This window comes from Paracidovorax wautersii, from assembly GCF_031453675.1.
Classification (GTDB): Bacteria; Pseudomonadota; Gammaproteobacteria; order Burkholderiales; family Burkholderiaceae_C; genus Paracidovorax.
Genome location: NZ_JAVIZX010000001.1, coordinates 56,296 through 79,594, shown reverse-complemented (window position 1 = coordinate 79,594; position 23,299 = coordinate 56,296). Strand labels below are relative to the sequence as shown.

At 67.6% G+C, this 23,299-nt stretch carries 22 protein-coding genes and 2 pseudogenes; 17 read left to right on the top strand and 7 right to left on the bottom strand.

Going from position 1 to position 23,299, the window contains the following annotated elements; all coding sequences use genetic code 11:
* The first annotated feature begins 70 nt into the window (after window positions 1-70).
* The gene (locus QE399_RS00370) at window positions 71-562 is read left to right on the top strand and encodes a MarR family winged helix-turn-helix transcriptional regulator (protein ID WP_309825293.1); all 492 of its coding nucleotides are present in this window, start codon (window positions 71-73) and stop codon (window positions 560-562) included.
* Between the two features lie 61 nt (window positions 563-623).
* Here the strand turns inward: QE399_RS00370 and QE399_RS00365 are convergent, their stop codons facing one another.
* The 6 genes from QE399_RS00365 to QE399_RS00340 form a co-directional block, all read right to left on the bottom strand.
* The gene (locus tag QE399_RS00365) at window positions 624-1,598 is read right to left on the bottom strand and encodes a PDR/VanB family oxidoreductase (protein ID WP_309825291.1); all 975 of its coding nucleotides are present in this window, start codon (window positions 1,596-1,598) and stop codon (window positions 624-626) included.
* Window positions 1,595-2,629 carry a Rieske 2Fe-2S domain-containing protein gene (locus QE399_RS00360; protein WP_309825289.1) on the bottom strand — a complete coding sequence of 345 codons (1,035 nt, stop codon included), beginning with the start codon at window positions 2,627-2,629 and terminating at the stop codon, window positions 1,595-1,597. The genes QE399_RS00365 and QE399_RS00360 overlap by 4 nt, the downstream gene beginning before the upstream one ends.
* Window positions 2,630-2,667: 38 nt before the next feature.
* The gene (locus QE399_RS00355; RefSeq protein WP_309825287.1) at window positions 2,668-3,447 is read right to left on the bottom strand and encodes an SDR family NAD(P)-dependent oxidoreductase; all 780 of its coding nucleotides are present in this window, start codon (window positions 3,445-3,447) and stop codon (window positions 2,668-2,670) included.
* Window positions 3,448-3,479: 32 nt separating this feature from the next.
* Entirely contained in the window at window positions 3,480-4,292 is an 813-nt protein-coding gene (locus QE399_RS00350) for a crotonase/enoyl-CoA hydratase family protein (protein WP_309825286.1), read from the bottom strand.
* A gap of 734 nt (window positions 4,293-5,026) precedes the next feature.
* Window positions 5,027-5,731: a DUF3334 family protein gene (locus QE399_RS00345; protein ID WP_309825284.1), complete on the bottom strand. Its 705-nt coding sequence runs from the start codon at window positions 5,729-5,731 to the stop codon at window positions 5,027-5,029.
* Between the two features lie 58 nt (window positions 5,732-5,789).
* Window positions 5,790-6,470, bottom strand: coding sequence for a GntR family transcriptional regulator (locus tag QE399_RS00340; RefSeq protein WP_309825281.1), 681 nt, complete (start codon window positions 6,468-6,470; stop codon window positions 5,790-5,792).
* 692 nt (window positions 6,471-7,162) lie between these two features.
* On the opposite strand from QE399_RS00340, the gene QE399_RS00335 reads away from it, so the two are divergent.
* The 9 genes from QE399_RS00335 (at window position 7,163) to QE399_RS00295 (ending at window position 16,274) form a co-directional block, all read left to right on the top strand.
* The gene (locus QE399_RS00335; RefSeq protein WP_309825279.1) at window positions 7,163-7,897 is read left to right on the top strand and encodes a DUF969 domain-containing protein; all 735 of its coding nucleotides are present in this window, start codon (window positions 7,163-7,165) and stop codon (window positions 7,895-7,897) included.
* 5 nt (window positions 7,898-7,902) lie between these two features.
* A complete protein-coding gene (locus QE399_RS00330; RefSeq protein ID WP_309825277.1) occupies window positions 7,903-8,859 on the top strand; it encodes a DUF979 domain-containing protein in 957 nt (318 codons plus the stop codon).
* Between the two features lie 154 nt (window positions 8,860-9,013).
* On the top strand, window positions 9,014-9,679 hold the full coding sequence (pcp, locus tag QE399_RS00325; protein ID WP_309825276.1) for a pyroglutamyl-peptidase I: 666 nt from the start codon (window positions 9,014-9,016) through the stop codon (window positions 9,677-9,679).
* A gap of 52 nt (window positions 9,680-9,731) precedes the next feature.
* Window positions 9,732-10,490, top strand: a complete 759-nt coding sequence (locus tag QE399_RS00320; RefSeq protein WP_309825274.1) for a LamB/YcsF family protein — start codon at window positions 9,732-9,734, stop codon at window positions 10,488-10,490.
* A gap of 7 nt (window positions 10,491-10,497) precedes the next feature.
* A complete protein-coding gene (gene pxpB / locus QE399_RS00315; protein ID WP_309825272.1) occupies window positions 10,498-12,105 on the top strand; it encodes a 5-oxoprolinase subunit PxpB in 1,608 nt (535 codons plus the stop codon).
* 165 nt (window positions 12,106-12,270) lie between these two features.
* Window positions 12,271-14,013: an acetyl/propionyl/methylcrotonyl-CoA carboxylase subunit alpha gene (locus QE399_RS00310; RefSeq protein ID WP_309825270.1), complete on the top strand. Its 1,743-nt coding sequence runs from the start codon at window positions 12,271-12,273 to the stop codon at window positions 14,011-14,013.
* Window positions 14,014-14,458: 445 nt separating this feature from the next.
* Entirely contained in the window at window positions 14,459-15,022 is a 564-nt protein-coding gene (locus tag QE399_RS00305; protein ID WP_309825267.1) for a cytochrome b, read from the top strand.
* A 44-nt stretch (window positions 15,023-15,066) separates the two neighbouring features.
* Window positions 15,067-15,642, top strand: coding sequence for a YceI family protein (locus QE399_RS00300; protein WP_309825264.1), 576 nt, complete (start codon window positions 15,067-15,069; stop codon window positions 15,640-15,642).
* Between the two features lie 53 nt (window positions 15,643-15,695).
* Window positions 15,696-16,274 carry a YceI family protein gene (locus QE399_RS00295; protein ID WP_309825263.1) on the top strand — a complete coding sequence of 193 codons (579 nt, stop codon included), beginning with the start codon at window positions 15,696-15,698 and terminating at the stop codon, window positions 16,272-16,274.
* Window positions 16,275-16,406: 132 nt separating this feature from the next.
* Here the strand turns inward: QE399_RS00295 and QE399_RS00290 are convergent, their stop codons facing one another.
* A complete protein-coding gene (locus QE399_RS00290) occupies window positions 16,407-17,018 on the bottom strand; it encodes a glutathione S-transferase (protein WP_309825260.1) in 612 nt (203 codons plus the stop codon).
* Window positions 17,019-17,167: 149 nt separating this feature from the next.
* On the opposite strand from QE399_RS00290, the pseudogene QE399_RS00285 reads away from it, so the two are divergent.
* The 7 genes and pseudogenes from QE399_RS00285 to urtD all read left to right on the top strand — a co-directional run.
* Window positions 17,168-17,320 (top strand): annotated as a pseudogene (locus QE399_RS00285) (Lrp/AsnC family transcriptional regulator); the annotation flags it as partial.
* A 255-nt stretch (window positions 17,321-17,575) separates the two neighbouring features.
* Window positions 17,576-17,872 (top strand): annotated as a pseudogene (locus tag QE399_RS00280) (Lrp/AsnC family transcriptional regulator); the annotation flags it as partial.
* A 157-nt stretch (window positions 17,873-18,029) separates the two neighbouring features.
* On the top strand, window positions 18,030-19,292 hold the full coding sequence (urtA, locus tag QE399_RS00275; RefSeq protein ID WP_309825259.1) for an urea ABC transporter substrate-binding protein: 1,263 nt from the start codon (window positions 18,030-18,032) through the stop codon (window positions 19,290-19,292).
* Between the two features lie 168 nt (window positions 19,293-19,460).
* A complete protein-coding gene (urtB, locus tag QE399_RS00270; RefSeq protein ID WP_309825257.1) occupies window positions 19,461-21,041 on the top strand; it encodes an urea ABC transporter permease subunit UrtB in 1,581 nt (526 codons plus the stop codon).
* 1 nt (window position 21,042) lies between these two features.
* Entirely contained in the window at window positions 21,043-21,204 is a 162-nt protein-coding gene (locus QE399_RS00265) for a hypothetical protein (RefSeq protein WP_309825255.1), read from the top strand.
* 8 nt (window positions 21,205-21,212) lie between these two features.
* A complete protein-coding gene (gene urtC / locus QE399_RS00260) occupies window positions 21,213-22,391 on the top strand; it encodes an urea ABC transporter permease subunit UrtC (protein ID WP_309825254.1) in 1,179 nt (392 codons plus the stop codon).
* Window positions 22,388-23,263 carry an urea ABC transporter ATP-binding protein UrtD gene (urtD, locus tag QE399_RS00255; RefSeq protein WP_309825252.1) on the top strand — a complete coding sequence of 292 codons (876 nt, stop codon included), beginning with the start codon at window positions 22,388-22,390 and terminating at the stop codon, window positions 23,261-23,263. Before urtC ends, urtD begins: the two co-directional genes overlap by 4 nt.
* Window positions 23,264-23,299 lie beyond the last annotated feature (36 nt).

Genomic DNA, 23,299 nt, shown 5'->3' with positions numbered 1-23,299 from the left:
GCACCTGCTGCAGTTTTCGCAGCAGATCGGGCAGGGCCACTATGATTGTTACCTTGGATAAGGAGTTGGCATGGTTCGAATCAGTGGTTCAGAGTCAGCGCCGCCAGGCAGGCGGCCGACCTCGCGGTCCCGCAAGGCAGCGGCATCGCACGACTTTCAAAGCGATGCGCTGGGCTACAAGCTGCGGCTTGCCCAGGTGCGGGCCTTCGATTTGTTCTTCGAGAAAATGGCGCCGATGGACCTGTCGCCGGCCCGCGTTACGGCGTTGTCCCTGATCGCCATGAACACGGGCATCAACCAGGCGGCATTGGCCAAGGAATTGGGCGTGGCCGGGCCCAGCGTGCTCAAGCTGGTGGACGCGCTGGAAGGGGCCGGGTGGATCCGCCGGGTCGAGGTGGAAGGCGACCGCCGCCGCTACTCCCTGGAGATCACCGAGCAGGGCGAGGAGCGTCTGGGCGAAGTCCGCGACAAGCTGGCGGAGTACGAAGTCCGGCTGTCCAAGGGGCTGAGCGCGGACGAGCGCGAAACGCTGATGGATCTGCTGGACCGCGTGGCCCGCTGAGCGGCGGGATGTCGGGGCGGCTGTGCCAGCGCTAGGCATGGCCCGCCGCAGGCCCTGCGCGTCACAGGTCGATGACCAGCCGGGGGGATAGAGATCGTGAGCAGCAGGGCAGGAACTGGTAGTTCGCCGCCTGCTCTTCCGGGGTGAGGTACTGGTCGCGGTGGTCCGGCTGGCCGGCCGTCACCCGGGTGAGGCAGGTGCCGCATACGCCCTGCTCGCACGAGGTGTAGAGCGCCAGCCCCGCCTCCTGCAGGGCTTTGGCTGCGCTGCAGCCTGCGGGGACGAAGACGACCTGCCCGGTGCTGGCGATCTCGATCTCGAAGGGGCGGTCCGCCGGGTTCGCGCTGCTCGCCGGCGCCGCGCTGGCGCCGAACAGTTCCCGGTGCAGGCGGCTCCTGTCCCAACCGCGTGCCGTGGCCGCATCGAACGCCGCATCCATGAACCCGAGTGGGCCGCAGACATAGAGCTCGGTGCCCGGTGGCTGGGCGTCGAGCAGCGCGCACAGGTCGGGGGCTCCGCCGTCGCTGGCCACGTGCAGCTGCGTGCTGCCGGCCAGCGGCGCTGCATCCAGCACGTCGGCGAACGCCATGCGCTCACGCGAACGGCCGGCGTAATGCAGCCTGAAGGGGCGCTTCTCCCGCGCCAACTGGCGGGCCATGCTCAGCAGAGGCGTGATGCCGATGCCCCCCGCCAGCAGCAGCTTCTGCGCTGGCGTGGCCTGCAGCGGAAAGTGGTTGCGGGGCGCGCTGGTGGCCACGGTCTGGCCCACCTGCAATTGCTCGTGCACGGCGGCGGAACCGCCGCGCGATTGCGCCGAGCGCAGCACGCCGAGCACGTAGCGGTCCCGCTCCGCGGGGTCGTTGCTGAGCGAATAAGGGCGGACCAACCCGCCGGGCAGATGCAGGTCGAGATGGGCGCCGGCATCGAATGCGGGCAGGCTCTGCCCGGGCAGGGCCTGCAGCGTCAGCTCCACGATGTCCTGCGCGGCGGCCCGCTTGCCGGCCACGCGCAACTGCAGCAAGGCCGCCGCACTCATGCAGCGGCCTCGGCCTGCAGCCACCGTTCGATGACCTTGCGCGACTGCACCCCGCCGCCGTCGATGTTCAGCAGCAGGAGCTTGCGGTCGGGGTAGGCCAGCAGATTGGCCTGTTGCCGTTCCAGCATTTCCTGGTCTTCCGCGAAGATGCGGCCCTGGCCCTCGCGGATCTGCGCCGTCAGCGCCTCGTCGTCGGGCCGGAATCGCCGTGCCATGCCCCAGAAATAGTGGATGGACGTGTCGGTTTCCGGGGTGATGAAGTCCACCACCCAACTGGCGGCCTTGAATTCGTCGGGTGCGCTGTAGCCGCCCTTGCCTTCCAGGGCGACGCCGACCTCGATCATCACGTGGCTGGGAGGCGTGAAGTGGCAGATCTGCCAGCGGTCCACCGGTTGGTCGTCGGGCAGGCCGTTCATGCGCAGGGCCATCTTCCAGAACGGGGGCGCTTCGATGCCTGCCATGTGGCGCTGGGTGACCACGTGATCGCCGTCCGCATGCGTCTGGCACGGCACCTCGTCGATCTCCTTCTGGCCGATGCTGGTGGAATGCACGTAGGTTTCGTGCGTCAGATCCATCAGGTTGTCGATCATGAGGCGGTAATCGCAGCCGATGCGGTAGAGCCCGCCGCCGTAGGCGTATTGCGGATTGCCGAGCCAGTCGAACCGCGGAATCTTCGCAACATCGACGAGTGCCGGGTCCCCGGGCCAGATCCATACGAAGCCGTGGGCCTCGTGCAGCGGAAAGCTGCGCCCGGCCGGAAAACCGCGCACGCGCTGGCAGGGCATCGACACGGTCCTGCCGTCGCAACCCATCGCCAGTCCGTGGTAGCCGCACACCAGCGTGTTGCCCTCCACCCGTCCCAGCGACAGGGGCGCCCCGCGGTGGGGGCAGAAGTCTTCCACGGCGGCGACGCTGCCATCGCTGCTTCGGAAGATCGCCAGTGCCTGGTTGCAAATGCGCCGGCCCAGCGGTCGGTCCTGCGGGATCTCGTCGCTGCGTGCCGCAACGTACCAGGTGTTGAGGGGGAACATGGTGGAAGACTCCTTTGAAGACTTCGTTGGCGTGGGGGTCAGCGCGCTGCCATCCGCAGTGCGCCGTCCAGGCGAATCACTTCGCCGTTCAGGTGCCCGTTGCTGGCGATGTGCAGGGCCAGCGCGGCGAATTCCTCGGGGTGGCCCAGGCGCTTCGGAAACGGAATCGCCTCGGCCAGGGTGTGCTGCACCGCCTCGGGCAGTTCCTTGAGCAGCGGCGTCGCGAAGATGCCGGGCGCGATGGTGGACACACGAATGCCCCACTGCGCCAGGTCGCGGGCCAGCGGCAGGGTCATGCCGGCCACGCCGGCTTTCGATGCGGCGTATGCCTCCTGGCCGACCTGGCCGTCGAACGCGGCGACCGATGCGGTGTTCACGATCACGCCGCGGGCCCCATCCACGAGAGGCTCCAGCCGGGCGGCGCGCGCGGCCATGAGCCGCACCATGTTGTAGGTGCCGAGCAGGTTCACGCGCAGGGTGCGTTCGAAGTCGGCCAGCGGCGCCGGGGACCCGTCGCGCTGGATCACCCGCCTGGCGCCACCCACTCCGGCGATGTTCATGAGGATGCGCGCGTCGCCATGGGCGGCCGCGGCAGCGTCGAGCGCGTCCGTGGCCGAGGCTTCGTCGGCGATGTCGCAGTGCACGGCGATGGCCTGCTGGCCCAGGGCCCGCAGTTCGGCGGCAACGCGCTCGGCCGCGGCCAGATGGATGTCGAGCAGCGCAACGCGCGCACCGGCCTGGGCCAGTGCCCGTGCGACGGCTTCGCCGAGACCGGAGCCGGCGCCTGTGACAAGTGCAGCCTGGGAAGTGAATGGCATAGAAACTCCTTGGGTGGGTTGGATGGCGGCCATCACGTCTTGAGCACCTTGGCGGCGCGGCCCTGCAGAAAGTCCGCGAGCCGTTGCTTGGCGGCCTCATCGCCCTGGGCGATGGCGGCCATGAGCGACTCGACGAACAGCCCGTCGGACTGGGCCATGTCGGCGATGCGGGGCAAGGCCTGGACGACCGCATAGTTCGACAGCGGCGCATTGGTGGCGATGCGCTGCGCAAGCGCCACCGCCTTGGCCAGCGAGCCGCCCTCGGGCACCACGTACTGCACCAGGCCACGCCGCTCGCCTTCGCTGGCATCCAGCACCCGGCCTGTGAGCATCATGTCGGTCATGCAGGCCACGCCGGCCAAGCGCGGAATGCGTGCCGACCCGCCGCCGCCGACGAAGATTCCGCGCTGCCCCTCCGGAAGGCCGAAGTAGGTGCTGGCATCCGCCACGCGGATGTGGGCTGCCGCAGCCAGTTCCAGGCCGCCGCCCACCACCGCACCCTGCAGCGCCACCACGACGGGCACGCGGAAGTACTGCAGAGCGTCCATCACCGCGTGCCATCCGCGCGAGTGGTGAATGCCTTCGGCGACGCTGCGGTCGCTCAGGTCGGAAAGGTCCAGCCCGGCGCAGAAATGCGGGCCTTCGCCGCTGATGACGAGGGCTCCCGCGGAAGCGGGCAGATGGATGAGCGCCGTGTGCAGCTGCTGCATCAACGCCTCGTTGATGGCGTTGCGCTTGGCGGGACGGTTCAGGCGGATGTGGGCGACCGCTCCTGCGGCGCTGACCTGCAATTCCGTCAGGTGCGCCAGCAGCCCCTGCGCAGGGAGGAAATCGGGAAGGGTCATGCGGGCTCTCTGGTAGGGCATCACGGCAAGCGATGCTGCTGCCGTAATTGATTTTTTGGGGAATTGATTTTTAGGGTATCAGTTAGTCTAGCTAACGATATGAAAAAGACAACGCTTGTTGCTGCCGTGTGGGGGTGGGTTTTCCCGTACGGCTGCCTGATGGAAGCCTGTGTGTCCTGAGAAGGAGCGGCAGGCCATGTGAGGCCAGGGCTTCGGAGAGTGGGGGAGGGGGGCGAAGGGAGGCGTGGGTTCAGGCACTCCCTTCCGCCTTAGTGCGCCGACCCTCCTTACCTGCGATCGCGGTGGCTGCTAGGAGATATCCACCAACCACCGCGCCGTTCGCCTGCGGACTCGGGCAGCCTGCGGCGCTGCGAGTACTCGCCACAGCCAGGCTATGGCTGCGTTTTGCGCCTTGCGGCCCTCCCGGGCCGCAGCGCGCACTTTCACTCGATGGGTGCAGAGGGAGGGGGCCAAGTGCAGGGCGGTGGGGCGCCGCCGTGGAAAGCTGCAGTTCCGCTACCGACAGCCAAGGGCGCTCCAGGAGCGCCGACCACGCGCTGGGCGCCCCCGGTTCACCCTACAACGGGGAGGACAGCCGGCGGCCCTGCACGTACAGGCGCGCCAGAGCCAGGGCCGCGCCAGCGTGGCCCGGCTGACCGCAATGGCCAAAAATCGATAGAAAATGGCTGAAGCCCTTGTCAAATAAGCGCTATATGCTACTAAATATGTAGCAATTACATGCCCAGGGACCGCAACAGCGCGTCGGTGTCGCTGTCGCCGCCCGTGGCGCCGGCGCTGCCTGCCTGAGATGGCGAGGACGGGGCAGGGGTGTTCTGGGCCGCGATCAGCGCGTCGGGGTCGGGCGTCTCCTGGGGCTCGAAGTCAACGACTTTGACGAACTCCGTGCGGTCGATGGCCAGTTCCAGGTAGAAGATGTGGTTGGAGGCCGTGTAGAAAGTCACGCGGCGGGCTTCCGGCTTGTCGAGGTTGGCGTCCACGCTCAACACCACCTGCTGGTTGAGCACCAGCATCTTGGGCTGGTTCTGCGTGATGTGGGTCTGCAGCTCGCGCCGCACCTTGCCGGTGAAGTCGCCCACCACCTGGTTCATCAGCTCACCCATCACGTTGGCCACCTCGTCAGAGGTGTACGACGTGGCCAAATCCGCCTGCGACATGCCCATGCTCAGCAGGTAGCTCCGGTAGATCTCCATCGCCGCCTCTTTCGAGAAGTTGATGATGACCAGCCCCGAAAAACCGCCGTCGAACAGCACGAAGCAGCCGATGTCGGGCTTCAGGCAGGTCTTGGTGATGCGCTGGACCATGCCGGAGTAGTGCAGGGGCTTTTGCGTGGCCACGCTCAGCACGCGGGTGACGGAGTTGCACAGGCTGACGAGCAGGTCTTCGGTGCCGTAGATGACGGAGGTGTCGGTGGCGCTCATGGTGTATGGAGGGCGGAGAGGGTCGGTGGGATGGTGGGGCTACGCTACGCCGCTGCGCCTACCGCAGCTGGCCGGAGTCGGAGAGCCGGCGCGCGTAGACGCCCAGCAGGATGCGTTCGGAATGCACCAGGTACTCGTGCAGTTCGGTGGAGGCCTCGGCCAGCTTGCCGGCCTCGAAAAGCTCGACGATCTTGACGTTCATGTCCACATAGGGCGCGTGCAGGAACTCCAGATCGTTCAGCAGGCCGAACGCCAGGCGCAGCTCGGCCAGGATGTGCGAGAACATCACGTTCAGCCGCTCGCTGTCAGCCAGCTCGACGATGGCCATGTGGAATTCCATGTTGGCGGTGCCCACGCCCTGCCAGTCGCCGGCCTCGCGGCAGCGCAGCGCCGTATCGACGGCGTCACGCAGATGTTTTTTGGCGGGGTGGCGGGGATAGGCCTGGGCAAGGGCCTGGCATTCGATGAGCCGGCGCACCCGGTAGATGTCGATGATCGAGGCAATGCTAGGCACCGCCACCGACACGCCGCGGTTGGGCTCGTACTTGAGCAGACCTTCCTTGGTCAACAGGCGGAACACCTCGCGCAAGGTGTTGCGCGAGATCTCCAGGCTCTCGCTCAGGGCGGCTTCGGACAGTCGTTGGCCGGGGGTGAACTCCCCCTGAACGATCTTGTGACGGATCAGCTCCGCCATGCGGTCGTTCAGCGTGGGGGCGTTCGTCGGGAGTTCGGAGGTCATGCCGGGCGGAATGGGCGGGTTGCAGGGGGCCACAGAAGGCGCGCCGGTCGGCGCTTCGCCCTTCGACGGTCGCGGCAGGCATGGAACGGTTTGTAGCAGATTTCGAGGCGGCCTTCGCCGGAGGCGCGGGCGTGGGCCGAGCCCTTGGGGCTGAGAACATTCGTCCGGAACCGCCTGCAACGCATGGGCACCGAGGCCTGTTGGTGGGTGATCCGAAGGCAAGCCGCCGCGCAACACGCCTTCACACACCCCGTGCCTCCCACCCCGTACTCAGCGCTTGCGGCACGGGCGCCAACCTGCAGCCCCGTGCCGTCTCAAGCCGCCTCCCGGGTCCCACCCCTGCCTCGCGGCCACACCAAATAGCCCATCCCTAGGGTTTCCTCGGGGATTTGATATGCCTCATCGTTGGGCAGAATCCGCGTCATGTGAGACAACTTGGTGCAGTTTGTATTTTCAAAGTCTGTTTTTGTTCAACAAAACAGAATATTTGATGGGCTGATTGGTGGATATTTGTTCATTGATTGGCATGGGGATTGCATCAGGCAGTCGTCGGCTCCGAGGGGCTGGCAGGGGGCCGGCCCGGATGGATGCATGGCGAGAAGCCAGCGTCCGGGCGGGCTGGAACGGCCGGGAGCGCAGTGCACGTGCTCGCTCTGGCCGGACGGCGGGTGTCTGTTCAATGAAGGATCAACATGCTTAGTGACGTCAATCTGTGGCCGCTCATCGGAGTGGCCGTCATCATCGCGGGGTTCATCCTGCGGTTCAATCCGATGCTGGTCGTGATCGTCACGGCCATCGCCACGGCGTTCGCCGCGGGCTTTCCCATCGACAAAATCCTGGCGACCATCGGCGCCGGGTTCGTCAAGACGCGCAACCTGCCGCTCATCATCCTGCTGCCGCTGGCGGTGATCGGCCTGCTCGAGCGCCACGGCCTGCGCCAGCATGCGCAGAACTGGATCAGCTCCATCAAGTCGGCCACGGCCGGCCGCCTGCTGATCGTCTACCTGGCCGCACGCCAGCTCACGGCCGCCATCGGCCTGACCAGCCTGGGCGGCCATCCGCAGATGGTGCGCCCGCTGATCGCCCCCATGGCCGAAGGCGCCACCGAGGCGCGCCACGGCAAGCTGCCCGACCGCATCCGCCACAAGCTGCGCGCCTTCTCGGCCGCGACCGACAACGTGGGCCTGTTCTTCGGTGAAGACATCTTCGTGGCCTTCGGCGCCATCGTGCTGATGACCACCTTCCTGCGCGAAGCCGGCATCGAGGTCGAACCCATCCACGTCGCGCTGTGGGGCATCCCTACCGCCATCTGCGCCTTCGCCATCCACGCCTGGCGCCTGCACCGCCTGGACGGCGTGCTGCAGCGTGAACTGGCGGCCGAAGCCGCCGGTGCATCGGCATCCGCATCCGCCCACAAGGGAGCCTGAACGCCATGACGCTCACGATCCAACATCTCTACTACCTGGTCGGTTTCATCCTGGCGGTCACCGCGTTCTCGACGCTGACCGACAAGACCAACCCCAAGCGTTTCTCCAGCGGCCTGTTCTGGGCGCTGTATGCCCTGGTCTTCGTGATCGGTGACCTGATTCCCCCCATGTGGGTGGGCGTCGGCGCCGTGGTCATGGCCGTGATCGCCGGTTTCGGCGGTGTGGGCAGCGGCAAGCACGGTGGCCGCACCGATGCCGACTATGTCGCCAGCGCCAAGCGCCTGGGCAACAAGCTGTTCATCCCTGCGCTGGCGATTCCGCTGATCACTATGATCGGCACGCTGTCGGCCAAGCACCTCATCGTCGGTGGCACGCCACTGCTCGACCCCAAGAACACCACGCTGGTGAGCCTGGGCGTGGGCTGCGTGGTCTCGCTGGCGCTGGCCTGCTGGCTGACGCGTGAGACGCCGGCCCAGGGCCTGCGCGAATCGCGCCGCCTGACGGACGCCCTGGGCTGGGCCCTGGTGCTGCCGCAGATGCTGGGCATGCTGGGCCTGGTGTTCTCCGACGCCGGCGTGGGCAAGGCCGTGGCGCACGTGACCACCACCTACATCAACATGGACCTGCGCTTCGTCGCCGTGGCCGTGTACGTGATCGGCATGGCGCTGTTCACCATCATCATGGGCAACGGCTTCGCGGCCTTCCCGGTGATGACGGGTGGCGTGGGCGTGCCGATCCTGGTGGGCGTGTACGGTGGTGACCCCGCCGTGATGGCCGCCATCGGCATGCTGTCGGGCTACTGCGGTACGCTGCTGACGCCGATGGCTGCCAACTTCAACATCGTGCCGGCCGCGCTGCTGGAGCTGCCGGACAAGAATGCGGTGATACGCGCGCAGGTGCCCACGGCGCTGGCGCTGCTGACCTGCAACGTGTTCCTGTTGTATTTCCTGATGTTCCGGTAGGGAGCATCCCCCTGAGGCGCTGCGCGCCTTCCCCCTTCTCTCATCGCTGCGCGATGGGAAGGGGGACACCGCCAGCGCTGCGGGGCGGCCCTTGCGCGGCGGTTGCTGGCAAATCCCAATCAACGCCGCGCCCTGAAATGAAAGGCTCCAAACCATGTCTGAACCTGCTGTGAATGTGCTGCTGACCGGCTTCGAGCCGTTCGACAAGGACCCGGTCAATCCCTCGTGGGAAGTGGCCCGGGCGCTGGATGGCTGGGTGTGCGAGGGCGCCACGGTGCGCGCGGTGCAGTTGCCCTGCGTGTTCGGCAAGGCCATCGAGCAACTGGATGCGGCGCTGCTGCAGTGGCAGCCCACGCTGGTGATCAGCCTGGGCCTGGCAGGCGGGCGCGTGGACATCACGCCCGAGCGCGTGGCCATCAACATGGACGACGCGCGCATTCCCGACAACGGCGGCCAGCAGCCGGTGGACGCTCCCGCGGTGTCCGGCGGCCCAGCCGCGTATTTCTCCACGCTGCCGCTCAAGGCCATCGTGCGCGATCTGCGTGCGCAGGGGCTGCCGGCCTCGGTGTCCAACACCGCCGGCACCTTCGTGTGCAACCACATCTTCTATGCGCTGATGCACCGGCTGGCCAAGCGGGGCGACCCGTCGCGCACGCGCGGCGGCTTCGTGCACGTGCCCTATCTGCCCGAGCAGGCCGCCCGCAACCCGGGCGCGCCCAGCATGGCATTGGCCACGCAGGTACAGGCCTTGCGTGTGCTGATCGAAACCGCACTGACCGTAAAAAACGACGTGCGCGAAACCGCCGGTCAACTGCACTGATCCCATTTCCGGACGGCAGCTGGATGCCGTCCACCCCAAGGAGGACACGACGATGAAGATGGACCTGAACAGCGACCTGGGCGAGAGCTTCAGCGCCTGGCGCATGGGTGACGATGCCGCGATGCTGGGCATCGTGAGCAGCGCCAACGTGGCCTGCGGTTTCCATGCCGGCGATGCCGTCGGCATCCTGCGCACGCTGCGCCACGCCAAGGAGAACGGCGTGGTCGTCGGCGCCCACGTGGCCTACAACGACCTGCCCGGCTTCGGCCGCCGCAACATCGACGTCGAGAGCGCCGAACTGGTGGCCGACGTGATCTACCAGATCGGTGCTCTGCAGGGCCTGGCCAAGGCCGCCGGCACCAGCGTGCGCTACGTGAAGCCGCACGGCGCGCTCTACAACACCATCGCCCATGACGCCCGCCAGGCGAAGGACGTGATCACCGCCATCCACGAGATCGACCCCTCGCTGGTGCTGGTGGCCCTGGCCGGCTCGCCGCTGATCCAGTGGGCCCGCGACGCCGGCCTGCGCGTGGTGGCCGAAGCCTTTGCCGACCGCGCCTACACGCCGCAGGGCGCGCTGGTGTCGCGCCGCGAAAAGGGCGCCGTGCTGCACGACGAGCAGTTGATTGCCGACCGCATGCTGCGCCTGGTGCGTGAGGGCACGCTCGAAGCCGTCGACGGTAGCACCGTGCGCATCGAGGCCGATTCCATCTGCGTGCATGGCGACAGCCCCGGTGCGGTGTCCATCGCCCGCCAACTGCGCGCGCGCTTCGAGCGGGAAGGCGTGACCATCGCCTCGTTCGCAGGGTGAGCAGCCGATGAAGCGTTTCCTGCCTGTCAACCTGAATGCGCTGCTGGTCGAGCTCGATGACCTCGACCAGACGCTGGCGCTGCTGGCCTCGCTCAAGCGCGACCCCATCGCCGGCATCGAGGAGTTGGTGCCTGCCGCACGCACGCTGCTGGTGACCTTCCGCCCGACCGTGCAGAGCTTTGCCGCACTGGTCGAGGCCATCGCCCAGCGCGACGTGAGCGCGGCTGCCCAGCGCAGCGATGTGCTGGTCGAGATCCCCGTGCACTACGACGGCGAGGATCTGGCTGAAGTGGCGCAGATGCTGGGCATCACGCCGGAGGAAGTCATCCGGCGCCACACGAGCAGCGAATACACGGTGGCCTTCACCGGCTTCGCGCCCGGCTTCGGCTACTTGGTGGGCGGCCACCCGAGCCTGAACGTGCCGCGCCGCACGGTGCCGCGCACCCGCATCCCGGCGGGCGGCGTGGGCCTGGCAGGCACCTTCAGCGGTGTGTATCCCCAGGCCAGTCCGGGCGGCTGGCAGATCATCGGCACCACGCCGGTGGCCATGTGGGACATCGACCGCGACAAGCCCTCGCTGCTGCAGCCGGGCTACCGCGTGCGCTTCGTCGATATTGCTATGCTTTCGGAAGCTGACAGCGACCGTCTGATAAGCGCTGGAGGCCAAAAACACTCCCAATCCGAAGCGGCCGCTGTGGCCGACGGCGCGGCGCTGGAAGTGCGCTCGCCCGGCCTGCAGACGCTGTTCCAGGACCTGGGCCGCCATGGCCAGGCGGGGCAGGGCGTGTCGGCCTCCGGTGCCATGGACCAGGCGGCGGCCAAGGCCGCGAACCGGCTCGTGGGCAATGCCTCTAACCTCGCCTGCCTGGAGACCGTCAACGGCGGCCTGCAACTGCGCAGCCGCGGCGACACCGTGGTGGCCGTGACCGGCGCCGCAGGCCCCGTCACCCTCACGGCCGCAAGCGGTGCGCGCTGGAGCGTAGAGCGCTATGCGCCCGTGGCCCTGGCGGAGGGCGATGTGCTGGCCATCGGCGAGCCCACGGCCGGCACGCGCAGCTACGTGGCCGTGCGCGGCGGCTTTGCCGGGGCGCCCGTGCTGGGCAGCCGCGCCACCGATACGCTGGCCCACGTCGGCCCGGCCGCGCTGGCGGTGTGCGATGTGCTGGGCGTGCTGCCGGCACCCCGCGGCGCCGTGGTGGGCGCGGCCGAGCTCCCGCCCGCCGATCTGCCCACGACGCAGCAGGACGTGGTGCTCGACGTGGTGCTGGGCCCGCGCACCGACTGGTTCACGTCCGAGTCCATCGCGCTGCTGCGCAGCCAGCGCTGGCAGGTCACGCCGCAGTCGAACCGTGTGGGCATCCGCCTCGCGGGCGAAACGCCCTTGTCGCGCGCGGTAACCGGCGAGCTGCCGAGCGAAGGCACGCCCACCGGCGCCATCCAGGTGCCGCCCAGCGGCCAGCCCGTGCTGTTCCTGGCGGACCACCCGCTCACCGGGGGCTACCCGGTGATCGGCGCCGTGGCGTCCTACCACCTGGACCGCGCGGGACAGATCCCCGTGAACGCCTGGGTACGCTTCAACCCCATCACGGCTTTCGAGCCCGTGGTTCGGGAATGACCCCCTGTGTCGCTTCGCGCCTTCCCCCTTCAGGGGGACGACGCCAGTGGCCTGGCAAAGCCAGTTCCACGGCGTCTGCTGGCATGGCCTGCTCCGCGGCCTTCTGATGTCCAGCGGTGATGGTGCGATGTTCAACAGCTCACTAGAAATTGACAGGTTGAATCCATGAAAAAAGTCCTGATTGCCAACCGAGGCGAGATCGCCGTCCGCATCGCCCGCGCCTGTGCCGACTACGGCGTGCAGTCCGTGGCCGTGTATGCCAATGCCGACCTCGACGCGCTGCATGCGCGCATGGCCGACGAGGCCTATGGCCTCGATGGCGACCGCCCGGCCGATACCTACCTGAACATCGAGAAGCTGCTGGCGATTGCCAAGCGCAGCGGTGCCGATGCGGTGCACCCCGGCTATGGCTTCCTGTCCGAGAGCGCCGCCTTCGCGCAGGCCGTGATCGACGCCGGCCTGGTGTGGATCGGCCCCTCGCCCACGGCCATCGCCCGCCTGGGCGACAAGGTCGAGGCCCGCAAGATCGCGCTCAAGGTGGGTGCACCGCTGGTGGCCGGCACGTCCGACCCGGTGAAGGATGCCGGCGAGGTGCTGGCCTTCGCCGAGCAGCACGGCCTGCCCATCATCATCAAGGCCGCCTTCGGTGGCGGCGGGCGCGGCATGAAGATCGCGTGGCGCATGGACGAGGTGGCCGAGCTGTTCGATTCCGCCGTGCGCGAGGCCGTCACGGCCTTCGGGCGCGGCGAGTGCTTCGTCGAGCAGTTCCTCGACAAGCCGCGCCATATCGAGGCGCAGGTCATTGCCGACCAGCACGGCAACGTGGTGGTGCTGGGCACGCGCGACTGCTCGCTGCAGCGCCGCAACCAGAAGCTGGTGGAGGAAGCGCCCGCGCCCTTCCTGTCCGACGAGCAGCGCACGCGCATCCACGAATCCGCGCGCGCCATCTGCGCCGAGGCGGGCTATGCCAGCGCCGGCACGGTGGAGTTTCTGCTCTCGGGCAGCGGCGCCATCTCGTTCCTCGAAGTGAACACGCGCCTGCAGGTGGAGCACCCGGTGACCGAGCAGACCACGGGCGTGGACCTGGTGGTGGAGCAGTTGCGCGTGGCCGACGGCCACACGCTATCGGTGACCGAGACGCCGGCGCCCCTGGGCCATTCCATCGAGTTCCGCATCAACGCCGAAGACGTGGGCCGGGGCTTTCTGCCCACGCCGGGCCCGGTCACGCGCTTCGATGCCCCCTCGGGCCCGGGAGTGCGCCTGGACACGGGCGTGCAGGCCGGCTCCGTCGTGCCGGGCACCTTCGATTCGCTGATGGCCAAGCTCATCGTGACCGGTGCCACGCGCGAGCAGGCCATGGCCCGCGCGCGCCGGGCGCTCAAGGAATTCCGCATCGACGGCGTGGCCTCGGTGCTGCCGTTCCACCGCGCCGTGATGGGGCACGCCGATTTCATCGGCACGGACGGCTTCAAGGTGCACACGCGCTGGATCGAGACCGACTTTGCCAACCCCCTGGCCGCCGCGGCACGCGCTGAACCGCAGCCGGACGCGACGCTGGTGCGCACCGCAATGGAGATCGACGGCCGCCGCGTCTCGCTGGGCCTGCCGGCCGAGCTGCTGCGCGGCCTCCAGTCCGCAGGAGCCGCCCCGTCTGCGGCAGCAGCAGGAGCCGCCACGCCGGATGTGGATCCGGCCGCCGTGGTGTCCCCCATCGCCGGCAACCTGCATGCCTGGAAGGTGGAGGACGGCGCCCAGGTGAAGGAGGGCGATGTCATCGCCGTCATGGAAGCCATGAAGATGGAGATGCAGGTGGCGGCCCATCGCAGCGGCCGCATCCGCATCCAGGCGCAGGCCGGCAGCTACCAGGCGGTGGGCGCCAGCTTGGCCACCATCGGCGACGCGGCGTAATCCAGCGGGCGGGGAGTGACGGCCGGCGAAGTGCCGCGCCGGCAGTCCCCAGCATTCGCCCAAAGCAGAAGAAGCGCTTCAATCCCCCTGGATGATGTGCTGCGTGTCCCGCACCGGGCGGGCGAGGGGCGCGCAGGAAGGCGGGGCGTAGCGCACCCCTGGGCAGCGGCTCCAACAGGGAGCCAGCGAAGCTCCAGGCGCTTGCTGCCGTGGCCGCCGGTTCCCCCAACGCCTTCCCGACATCCCGCACCAGGTGCTGAGGGCTTCTCCCCGGACGCTCCGGACGTCATGCAAATGGGGCAGCTGCCGCGTTGATTCAATTATTTTGAATCGTCGCGACAAGGGCATTGAAACTTAATGGATTGGGAGGACTCTAGACTGCGTTGCCCGAAGGGTCTCCCCGCGCTCCACCATCATTGATTTCCACGTCCACGCCTTCATCACCATGACCACTCTGCAGACACAACCGATGCGCTACGGCGCCACCGCCATCGCGCTGCATTGGGTGCTGGGGCTGGCCATCGTGGCCGTGTTCTGCGTGGGCTGGTACATGACGGGGCTGCCGTTCTCGCCCCAGCGCCTCAAGCTGTACAACTGGCACAAGTGGGCGGGGGTGACGATTCTGGCGCTGTCGGCGCTGCGGCTGCTGTGGCGCCTCACGCACCGCCCGCCCGCGTTGCCCGCGGCGGTGCAGGCCGGCATGCCGCGCTGGCAGCAGATCGCCCACCATGGCACGCATCACCTGCTGTACCTGCTGTTCTTCGCCGTGCCGCTGGTCGGCTGGGCCTACAGCTCGGCGGCGGGCTTCCCCATCGTGTTCCTTGGCGTGCTGCCGTTGCCGAGCTTCGTGCCCGCCAGCCCGGAGCTGGCCGAGGCCATCAAGCCCTGGCACGCCTGGACGGCCTACGCGCTGGCCGCGCTGGTGGCGCTGCACGTGGCGGCCGCATTCAAGCACCAGCTGATCGACCGCGACGGCCTCATCGGCCGCATGCTGCCCGGCCGGGGCTGACCCCTTTCCTCCTTTCTTTTCCTTTTTCTGACGCGGAGCCCTCCATGACCTATTCGACGACCTTCGCCGGCCTGGCGCTGGCCACCACCGCACTGCTGGCCGGTGCGCCCGCCTTCGCCCAGCAGGCCCTGGTGCCCGCGCAGAGCGAGATCGCCTTCGTGAGCAAGCAGATGGGCGTGCCGGTGGAAGGCAAATTCAAGAAGTTCGATGCGCAGGTCGCCTTCGACCCCGCCAAGCTGGCCACCAGCAAGATCGCCTTCACGGTGGACACCGGCAGCGCCACGCTGGGCGTGAAGGAAACCGACGCCGAACTGCCCAAGCCCACCTGGTTCAACGTGCCCAAGTTCCCGCAGGCCACGTTCCAGTCCACGGCCATCAAGGCGGTCGGCGCGGGCAAGTACGAAGTGGCCGGCAAGCTGAACGTCAAGGGCGCTTCCCAGGACGTGGTCGTGCCGGTGACGCTGACGCAAAGCGGCGCCACCACGATGGCCACCGGCGCCTTCCCCATTAGGCGCCTGGCCTTCAAGATCGGCGAGAACGAATGGGCGGACACGTCCATGGTGGCCGACGAAGTGCAAGTCAAGTTCAAGCTGGCGCTGACCGGCGTGCCCAAGATCTGACCCCCTCGCGTTCCTTTTCCATTCCTTTCGTTTTTTCAACCGGAGATATCGACATGCGTAAATCCCTCTTCGCCTTCGCCGCTGTGGCCGCAACCCTGGCCGCAGGCGCCGTGCAGGCCCAGTCCGCCACGTATGCCGTGGACCCGACCCACACCTTCGCCACCTTCGAGATCAGCCACTTCGGCGCCAGCGTGAACCGCGGCCGCTTCGACAAGAAGGAAGGCACGATCCAGCTGGACAAGGCGGCCAAGACCGGCAAGGTGGAACTGACGATCGACATCACCTCGATCAACACCGGCACCGCCCCGTTCGACAAGCACCTGCAGAGCGCCGACATCTTCGACGCCGCCAAGTACCCCACCGCCAAGTTCGTGGGCGACAAGTTCACGTTCGACGGCGACAAGCTGGTGTCCGTGGCCGGCGACCTGACCATCAAGGGCAAGACCCAGCCCGCCACCTTCAAGGCTAACCAGTTCGCCTGCTACCAAAGCCCCATGCTCAAGCGTGAAGTGTGCGGCGGCGACTTCGAGACGACCATCGACCGCACGGCCTTCGGCGCGGACTATGGCGTGCAGTACGGCTTCCCCAAGAACGTGCGCATCGTGGCGCAGATCGAAGCCGTCAAGCAGTAACGAAGCGACGGCGGCTGCTACGCCTGCCGGGCCTGACAGGTCCGGCACCGTGGCCTGGCTCCCACCGCGCAAGGCGGGCTCCTGCATGGCGGGAGCCCGCCTTTTTACTGGGACCGGATGCGCAGCGCCGCGTCAGGTCTGAGGACAGGCCAGGAAGGCGGGCAGCTGTTCGGCCGCCTCGGTGAAGGCCGCCAGATGCCGGTGGGCGGCCGCATCCACCCGGCCTGGCAGCAGCAGTTGCGTGAAACTCCAGGCCACGGCGGCGGCGATGCTGCCGTGCGTCAGCGCGTCCTGCGCGGTGGCCGGGGGTACCCGTGCGATGTCGGCCTCCAGCGCTGCGAAGGCCGCGTCGAGCTGGCTGCCAATACGGTCGAGCCAGGGCGCATGGCGCTTGTCGGCCGGCCGCAGCTGGTGTTCGTACACCGTCTGCACGGCCTTCTCGCAGGCCGCCAGCGCCAGGCCGGTGAGCCGCAGGTCGTGCAGGCGCTGCGCCGCCACGTGCGGCGTCAGCTGCGACGCGGGGGCCTGTGCCTCGATCCATTGCAGGATGAGCGTGGAATCCATGAGCACCGTGCCGTCGTCCGTCACCAGCGTCGGCGCCTTGACGACCGGGTTGATCCGGTGGAACTGATCGAAGGTACTGAACACCGACAGGGACTGGTGCTCGAACGGCCGATGCAGAACGTGCAGCGAGACCGCGACGCGGCGCACATAGGGGGAGTCGAGCATTCCGATGAGTTGCATGGTGGGTGAAGCCGTGGTGTGACAGGCCCTACGATAGCGGCGACGCTGCGCACCGCACAGCCGGATTCATCGGAAATGCCGCCCGCCGGCCGATGGGTCATCGGCATGGGCAGGCTGCAAGCCGCAGCGGCTACCAAGAGGGGCACGACGTGGAACTGGACAAGAAGGACCGCCTGATCCTGCAGGCGCTGCAGGCCGACGCACGGCAGAGCCTGGCCGCCCTGGGCAAGCGCATCGGCCTGTCGCAGCCTGCCATGAGCGAGCGCGTGCGCAAGCTGGAGGCGGCCGGCGTCATCGAGGGCTAGGGCCTGTTAACGCTATGTAAGGGGTCGCGAAGCTCATCCCAGCCCGCCCATCAAGGCGCGCGACGCCGTGCGTGTATGCACACGCACAAGGAGCGCAACGCCGAGGGGCGGGCTGCGATGAGATTCCCTTCGGGTTGCCCCACCAAGGGGCCGTCTGCGGCGTTGCCCGCACTTGCAAGGCACCAGCCTTGCTGCGCGCGAGCGCCTTGCATACAGCCCCTTGGTGGATCAACGCGATCCCCTTCCATCGCGTTAACAGGCCCTGCGGCGCGGGTCAATCTGCGTGCCATCGGCATCGGGCTGCAAGCTCTCATCCGCATCCAGACCACGCACACCGGAATCGCGCCTTACGTGCAGCTGTTCCAGCAGATGCCTGAAGTGCTGGAGGCCGACCGTGTGACCGGGGAGGACTGCTTCATCGTCCGCTGCGCCATTGCCCAGCCCGGCGACCTGGAGCGCGTCGTGGACGCGCTGGCCGCGCATGGCGGGGTGACGACGTCGCTGGTGCTGTCCAGTCCGGTGCGCAAGGCGGTGACGGTGCCGCTGTAAGCGGGGCGGGCCGCAGGCGCTGCGCCCGCATACGCCACCTGGCGTATAGGCCGGCAGCCGAGGGATCTACAGAATCGACTTCATCGCAGGACAGGACGGGCCATGGGCCGGTACCGGTCCGGCGAGCCGGTCGTTTCACCCCCTCGGAGCCATCACCATGCAACGTCGATTCACCCTCAAGGCCCTCTCTGCCGCCGCCGCACTGGCGGGCCTGGCTGTCTTCCCTGCCCATGCGCAGGACACCATCAAGGTCGGCGTGCTGCACAGCCTGTCGGGCACCATGGCCATTTCGGAAACCGTGCTCAAGGACACGGTGCTGATGGCCATCGACGAGATCAACGCCAAGGGCGGCGTGCTGGGCAAGAAGCTCGAGCCGGTGGTGGTGGATCCGGCCTCCAACTGGCCCCTGTTCGCCGAAAAGACCAAGCAGCTGCTGGGCCAGGACAAGGTCTCGGTGATCTTCGGCTGCTGGACCAGCGTGTCCCGCAAGTCGGTGCTGCCGGTGGTGGAAGAAATGAACGGCCTGCTGTTCTACCCCGTGCAGTACGAGGGCGAAGAGCTGTCCAAGAATGTGTTCTACACCGGCGCCGCGCCCAACCAGCAGGCCATTCCCGCCGTGGACTACCTGATGAGCAAGGACGGCGGCAGTGCCAAGCGCTGGGTGCTGCTGGGCACCGACTACGTGTACCCGCGCACCACCAACAAGATCCTGCGCGCCTACCTGAAGTCCAAGGGCGTGAAGGACTCCGACATCGACGAGAAGTACACCCCGTTCGGCCACAGCGACTACCAGACCATCGTGGCCGACATCAAGAAGTTCAGCCAGGGCGGCAAGACGGCCGTGGTCTCCACCATCAACGGCGACTCCAACGTGCCGTTCTACAAGGAACTGGGCAACGCCGGCCTGAAGGCCAAGGACGTGCCGGTCGTCGCCTTCTCGGTGGGCGAGGAAGAGCTGCGTGGCGTGGACACCAAGCCGCTGGTGGGCCACCTGGCCGCCTGGAACTACTTCATGTCCATCAAGAACCCGGAGAACACCGCGTTCATCAAGAAGTGGAGCGACTACGCCAAGGCCAAGAACATCGCCGGCCACAAGTACAAGCCGCTGACCAACGACCCGATGGAAGCCACCTACATCGGCATCCACATGTGGAAGCAGGCGGTCGAAAAGGCCAAGAGCACGGACGTGGACAAGGTGATCGCCGCCATGGCCGGCCAGACCTTCAAGGCGCCGAGCGGCATCGTCAGCAAGATGGACGAGAAGAACCACCACCTGCACAAGAGCGTGTTCATCGGCGAGATCAAGGCCGACGGCCAGTTCAACGTGGTGTGGAAGACCCCGGGCCCGGTGAAGGCCAAGCCCTGGAGCCCGTACATCGAAGGCAACGACAAGAAGAAGGACGAGCCGGAGAAGAAGTAAGCACCCCCCTGAGGCCCTTCGGGCCTTCCCCCCGCTCTCGCCGTGCGGAGCACGGCGGGCAGGGGGACGACGCCAGCGGCCCGGCGGAGCCGGTTCCGCGGCGTCTGCTGGCCTGGGGGCGGGCCACTGCTCTGCTTCTTTCCGATGTTCGTTCCGGGTTGCAATTTCATGCTTCTTTCCTTCTTCCATCGCTTGATCGCCTGCCTGCTGCTGTGTGCGGCAGCGCAGGCGCACGCGCTTACGGCTGAGGCGGCGCGGGCCATGGCGGCGGGCGATACCGATGACCGGATCGCTGCGCTGCAGGCCGCCACCGCGGCGCCTGACGAGGCCACGGTGGCTTTCATTCGCGCCATGGGCGACGACGCGGTGAAGATCGCGGGCGACCAAGCCATCGTCATCCGGGACGGCAAGGGGCTGGACCCCGTGACCGGTACCGAGGTGCCGGTGCCCGACGATGCCGAAGACATCGTCAACAACAACCGCATGCGCGGCGAGTTCGACACCGCGCTGGCTTCGCTCCAGCTCCTCTCCACTGATCTCGCGCAGCGCCGCCAAGCCGTCGAGGCCCTGCGCGAAGAGACCGACGAGGCGCGCCTGCCGCTCATCGAGAAGGCGCTGGCCGCCGAGCAGGATGCCGGCCTCAAGGCGCGGCTGGACACCATCCGTGCGCGCATCCTCATCAGCAGCAGCGACGCCGCCAAGCGCGTGGAGGCCGCAAGCCACCTGGCCGCCAGCGGCAACCCCGCCACGCGCACCGTGCTGCTGGAGCAGCTGCGCAGCGAAGAAGACCTCCAGGTGAAAGCCGCGCTGCAGTCCGCGCTCAACGCGGTGGAAGAGCGCCTGCAGTGGGGCGAGCGCCTGGCCGCCGTGTTCTCGGGCATCAGCCTGGGCTCGATCCTGCTGCTGGTGGCGCTGGGCCTGGCCATCACCTACGGCCTCATGGGTGTGATCAACATGGCCCATGGCGAGCTGATGATGATCGGCGCGTACGCCACGTACGTGATGCAGGGCCTCTTCCAGAAGTACTTCCCCGGCGCGTTCGACTGGTATCTGGTCGCCGCCGTGCCGGCCGCCTTCCTGGCGTCCGCGCTGATGGGCGCAGTGCTGGAGCGCGGCGTGATTCGCTTCCTCTACGGCCGCCCGCTGGAAACGCTGCTGGCCACCTGGGGCATCAGCCTGATGCTGCAGCAGCTGGTGCGCACCGTGTTCGGGGCGCAGAACGTGGGCGTGGAGAACCCTGCGTGGATGAGCGGCGGGGTGCAGCTCATGGATAACCTGCAGCTGCCCTGGAACCGCGTGATCATCGTGGCCTTCGCTCTGGCGGTGCTGGGCGGCGTGGCCTTTCTCATCAGCCGCACGCGGCTCGGCCTGTTCGTGCGCGGCGTCACGCAGAACCGGCCCATCGCCTCCTGCATGGGCGTGAACACCGCCCGCGTCGATACCTACGCCTTCGCGCTGGGCTCGGGCATCGCGGGCCTGGCCGGCTGTGCGTTGAGCCAGGTCGGCAACGTGGGCCCCGACCTGGGCCAGAGCTACATCGTGGATGCGTTCATGGTGGTGGTGCTCGGCGGCGTGGGCCAGCTGGCCGGTACCGTGTATGCGGCGCTGGGCCTGGGCGTGCTCAACAAATTCCTGGAAGGCTGGACGGGTGCCGTGCTGGCCAAGATCGCCGTGCTGGTGTTCATCATCATCTTCATCCAGAAGCGGCCGCAGGGCATCTTCGCGGTCAAAGGGCGTACCGCTGATTGATATGGAACACCCCCCTGTGTCGCTTCGCTCCTTCCCCCCTCTCTCGCATGGCCGCGCCATGCGGGAGGGGGGACGCCGCCAGCGCGGCGGGGCGGCCCTTGCGCGGCGGCTGCTGGCCTGGGACGAGACGGTGGCCGAGGCCGTAGGCCATGCCGAACGCTGAATAGAAATATGACCATCCCGAACCCCATCCCACTGCCTGCACCTGCACCGCTGCTCACGCGCAGCGGCTGGTCGGCCTTCATCGTGGCGCTCATCGTGGTGTGCGCCGTGGCCCCGGTGCTCAACCTGTGGGTGCCGGCCGGCAGCCCGCTGCACCTGTCGGATTACGCCGTGGCCTTGCTCGGCAAGATCATGTGCTACGCCATCTGCGCGTTGGCCATGGACCTGATCTGGGGCTACACCGGCATCCTGAGCCTGGGCCACGGCCTGTTCTTCGCGCTCGGTGGCTATGTGATGGGCATGTACCTCATGCGCCAGATCGGCCGCGACGGCAACTACAAGAGCGACCTGCCCGACTTCATGGTGTTTCTGGACTGGAAGGAGCTGCCCTGGCACTGGGCGCTGTCGGACAGCTTCGTCGCCACGCTGGTCCTCATCGTGGCCGTGCCGGGGCTCATCGCCTTCGTGTTCGGCTACTTCGCGTTCCGCTCGCGCATCAAGGGCGTGTACTTCTCGATCATCACGCAGGCCATGACATACGCGGCCATGCTGCTGTTCTTCCGCAACGAGACGGGCTTCGGCGGCAACAACGGCTTCACCGACTTCAAGCGCATCCTGGGCATGCCCATTGCCACGCCGGGCATGCGCATGACCCTGTTCGTGATGACCGGCGTCACGCTGCTGGCGTTCTTTCTGCTGGCCCGCTGGCTGGTGGCGTCCAAGTTCGGCCGCGTGCTGCAGGCGGTCCGCGACGCCGAGACGCGCGTCATGTTCTCGGGCTACTCGCCGCTGCCGTACAAGCTCACCATCTGGACCATCAGCGCCATGATGTGCGGCGTGGCCGGCGCGCTGTACGTGCCCCAGGTGGGCATCATCAACCCGGGCGAGATGAGCGCGGCCAACTCCATCGAGATCGCGGTCTGGGCGGCGGTGGGCGGTCGGGCGACGCTGATCGGTCCCATCGTCGGCGCCTTCATCGTCAACGGCGCCAAGAGCTGGCTCACCGTCACCGCGCCGGAGTTCTGGCTGTACTTCCTAGGCCTGCTGTTCATCGTCGTCACGCTGTTCCTGCCCAACGGCATTGTGGGCCTGCTGCGGCGGCGTCCTCGCAAGGCGCAGCCTGCCGCAGCAGCGCCGGCAGCGGACGCCAACGCCGCAAGCCTGCGCAAAGAGGAGGGCGCGGCATGACCCCCGACCTGATGGAAGAAGGCGTGCGCCGCGTGGGCGGCACGCCCGCACCGGCCGCCGCCGGGCAGACCGAATCCGGTGGCCGCACCGCGGGGTTCTCGCGCGTGGCCGTGCCCGGCGCGGTGGACGTGGCGCACGGACGCATCCTGTACCTGGAAGACGTGCACGTCAGCTTCGACGGCTTCAAGGCCATCAACAGCCTGAACCTCGACATCGCTCCCGGCGAACTGCGGTGCATCATCGGCCCCAACGGCGCCGGCAAGACGACGATGATGGACATCATCACCGGCAAGACCCGTCCGGACCGCGGCACGGTGTTCTTCGGCTCCACCATCGACCTGCTGCGCCATAACGAACCGCAGATCGCCGCTCTGGGCATCGGCCGCAAGTTCCAGAAGCCCACGGTGTTCGAGCAGCTCACGGTGTTCGAGAACCTCGAACTGGCCCTCAAGACCCACAAGGGCGTGGCCTCGTCCATGTTCTTCCGGCTCGACTCCGCGCAGCGGGACCGCCTGGCCGAGGTGCTGCACACGATCCACCTCGCCCACCAGCCCGCGCGCCAGGCGGGCCAGCTGAGCCACGGGCAGAAGCAGTGGCTGGAGATCGGCATGCTGCTGATGCAGGACCCGCAACTGCTGCTGCTGGACGAGCCCGTGGCGGGCATGACGGATGACGAGACGGCGCGCACGGCCGAGCTGTTTCTCTCGCTCAAGGGCAAGCATTCGCTGATGGTGGTGGAGCACGACATGTCGTTCATCCGCACGATCAGCGAGAAGGTGACCGTGCTGTGCGATGGGGCGGTGCTGGCGGAGGGGACGCTTGATCAGGTGCAGGGGGATGAGCGGGTGATTGAGGTGTATTTGGGGCGGTGACGGTGGTGTGCTGCTTTGAACTTTGCTGTGCGGTTG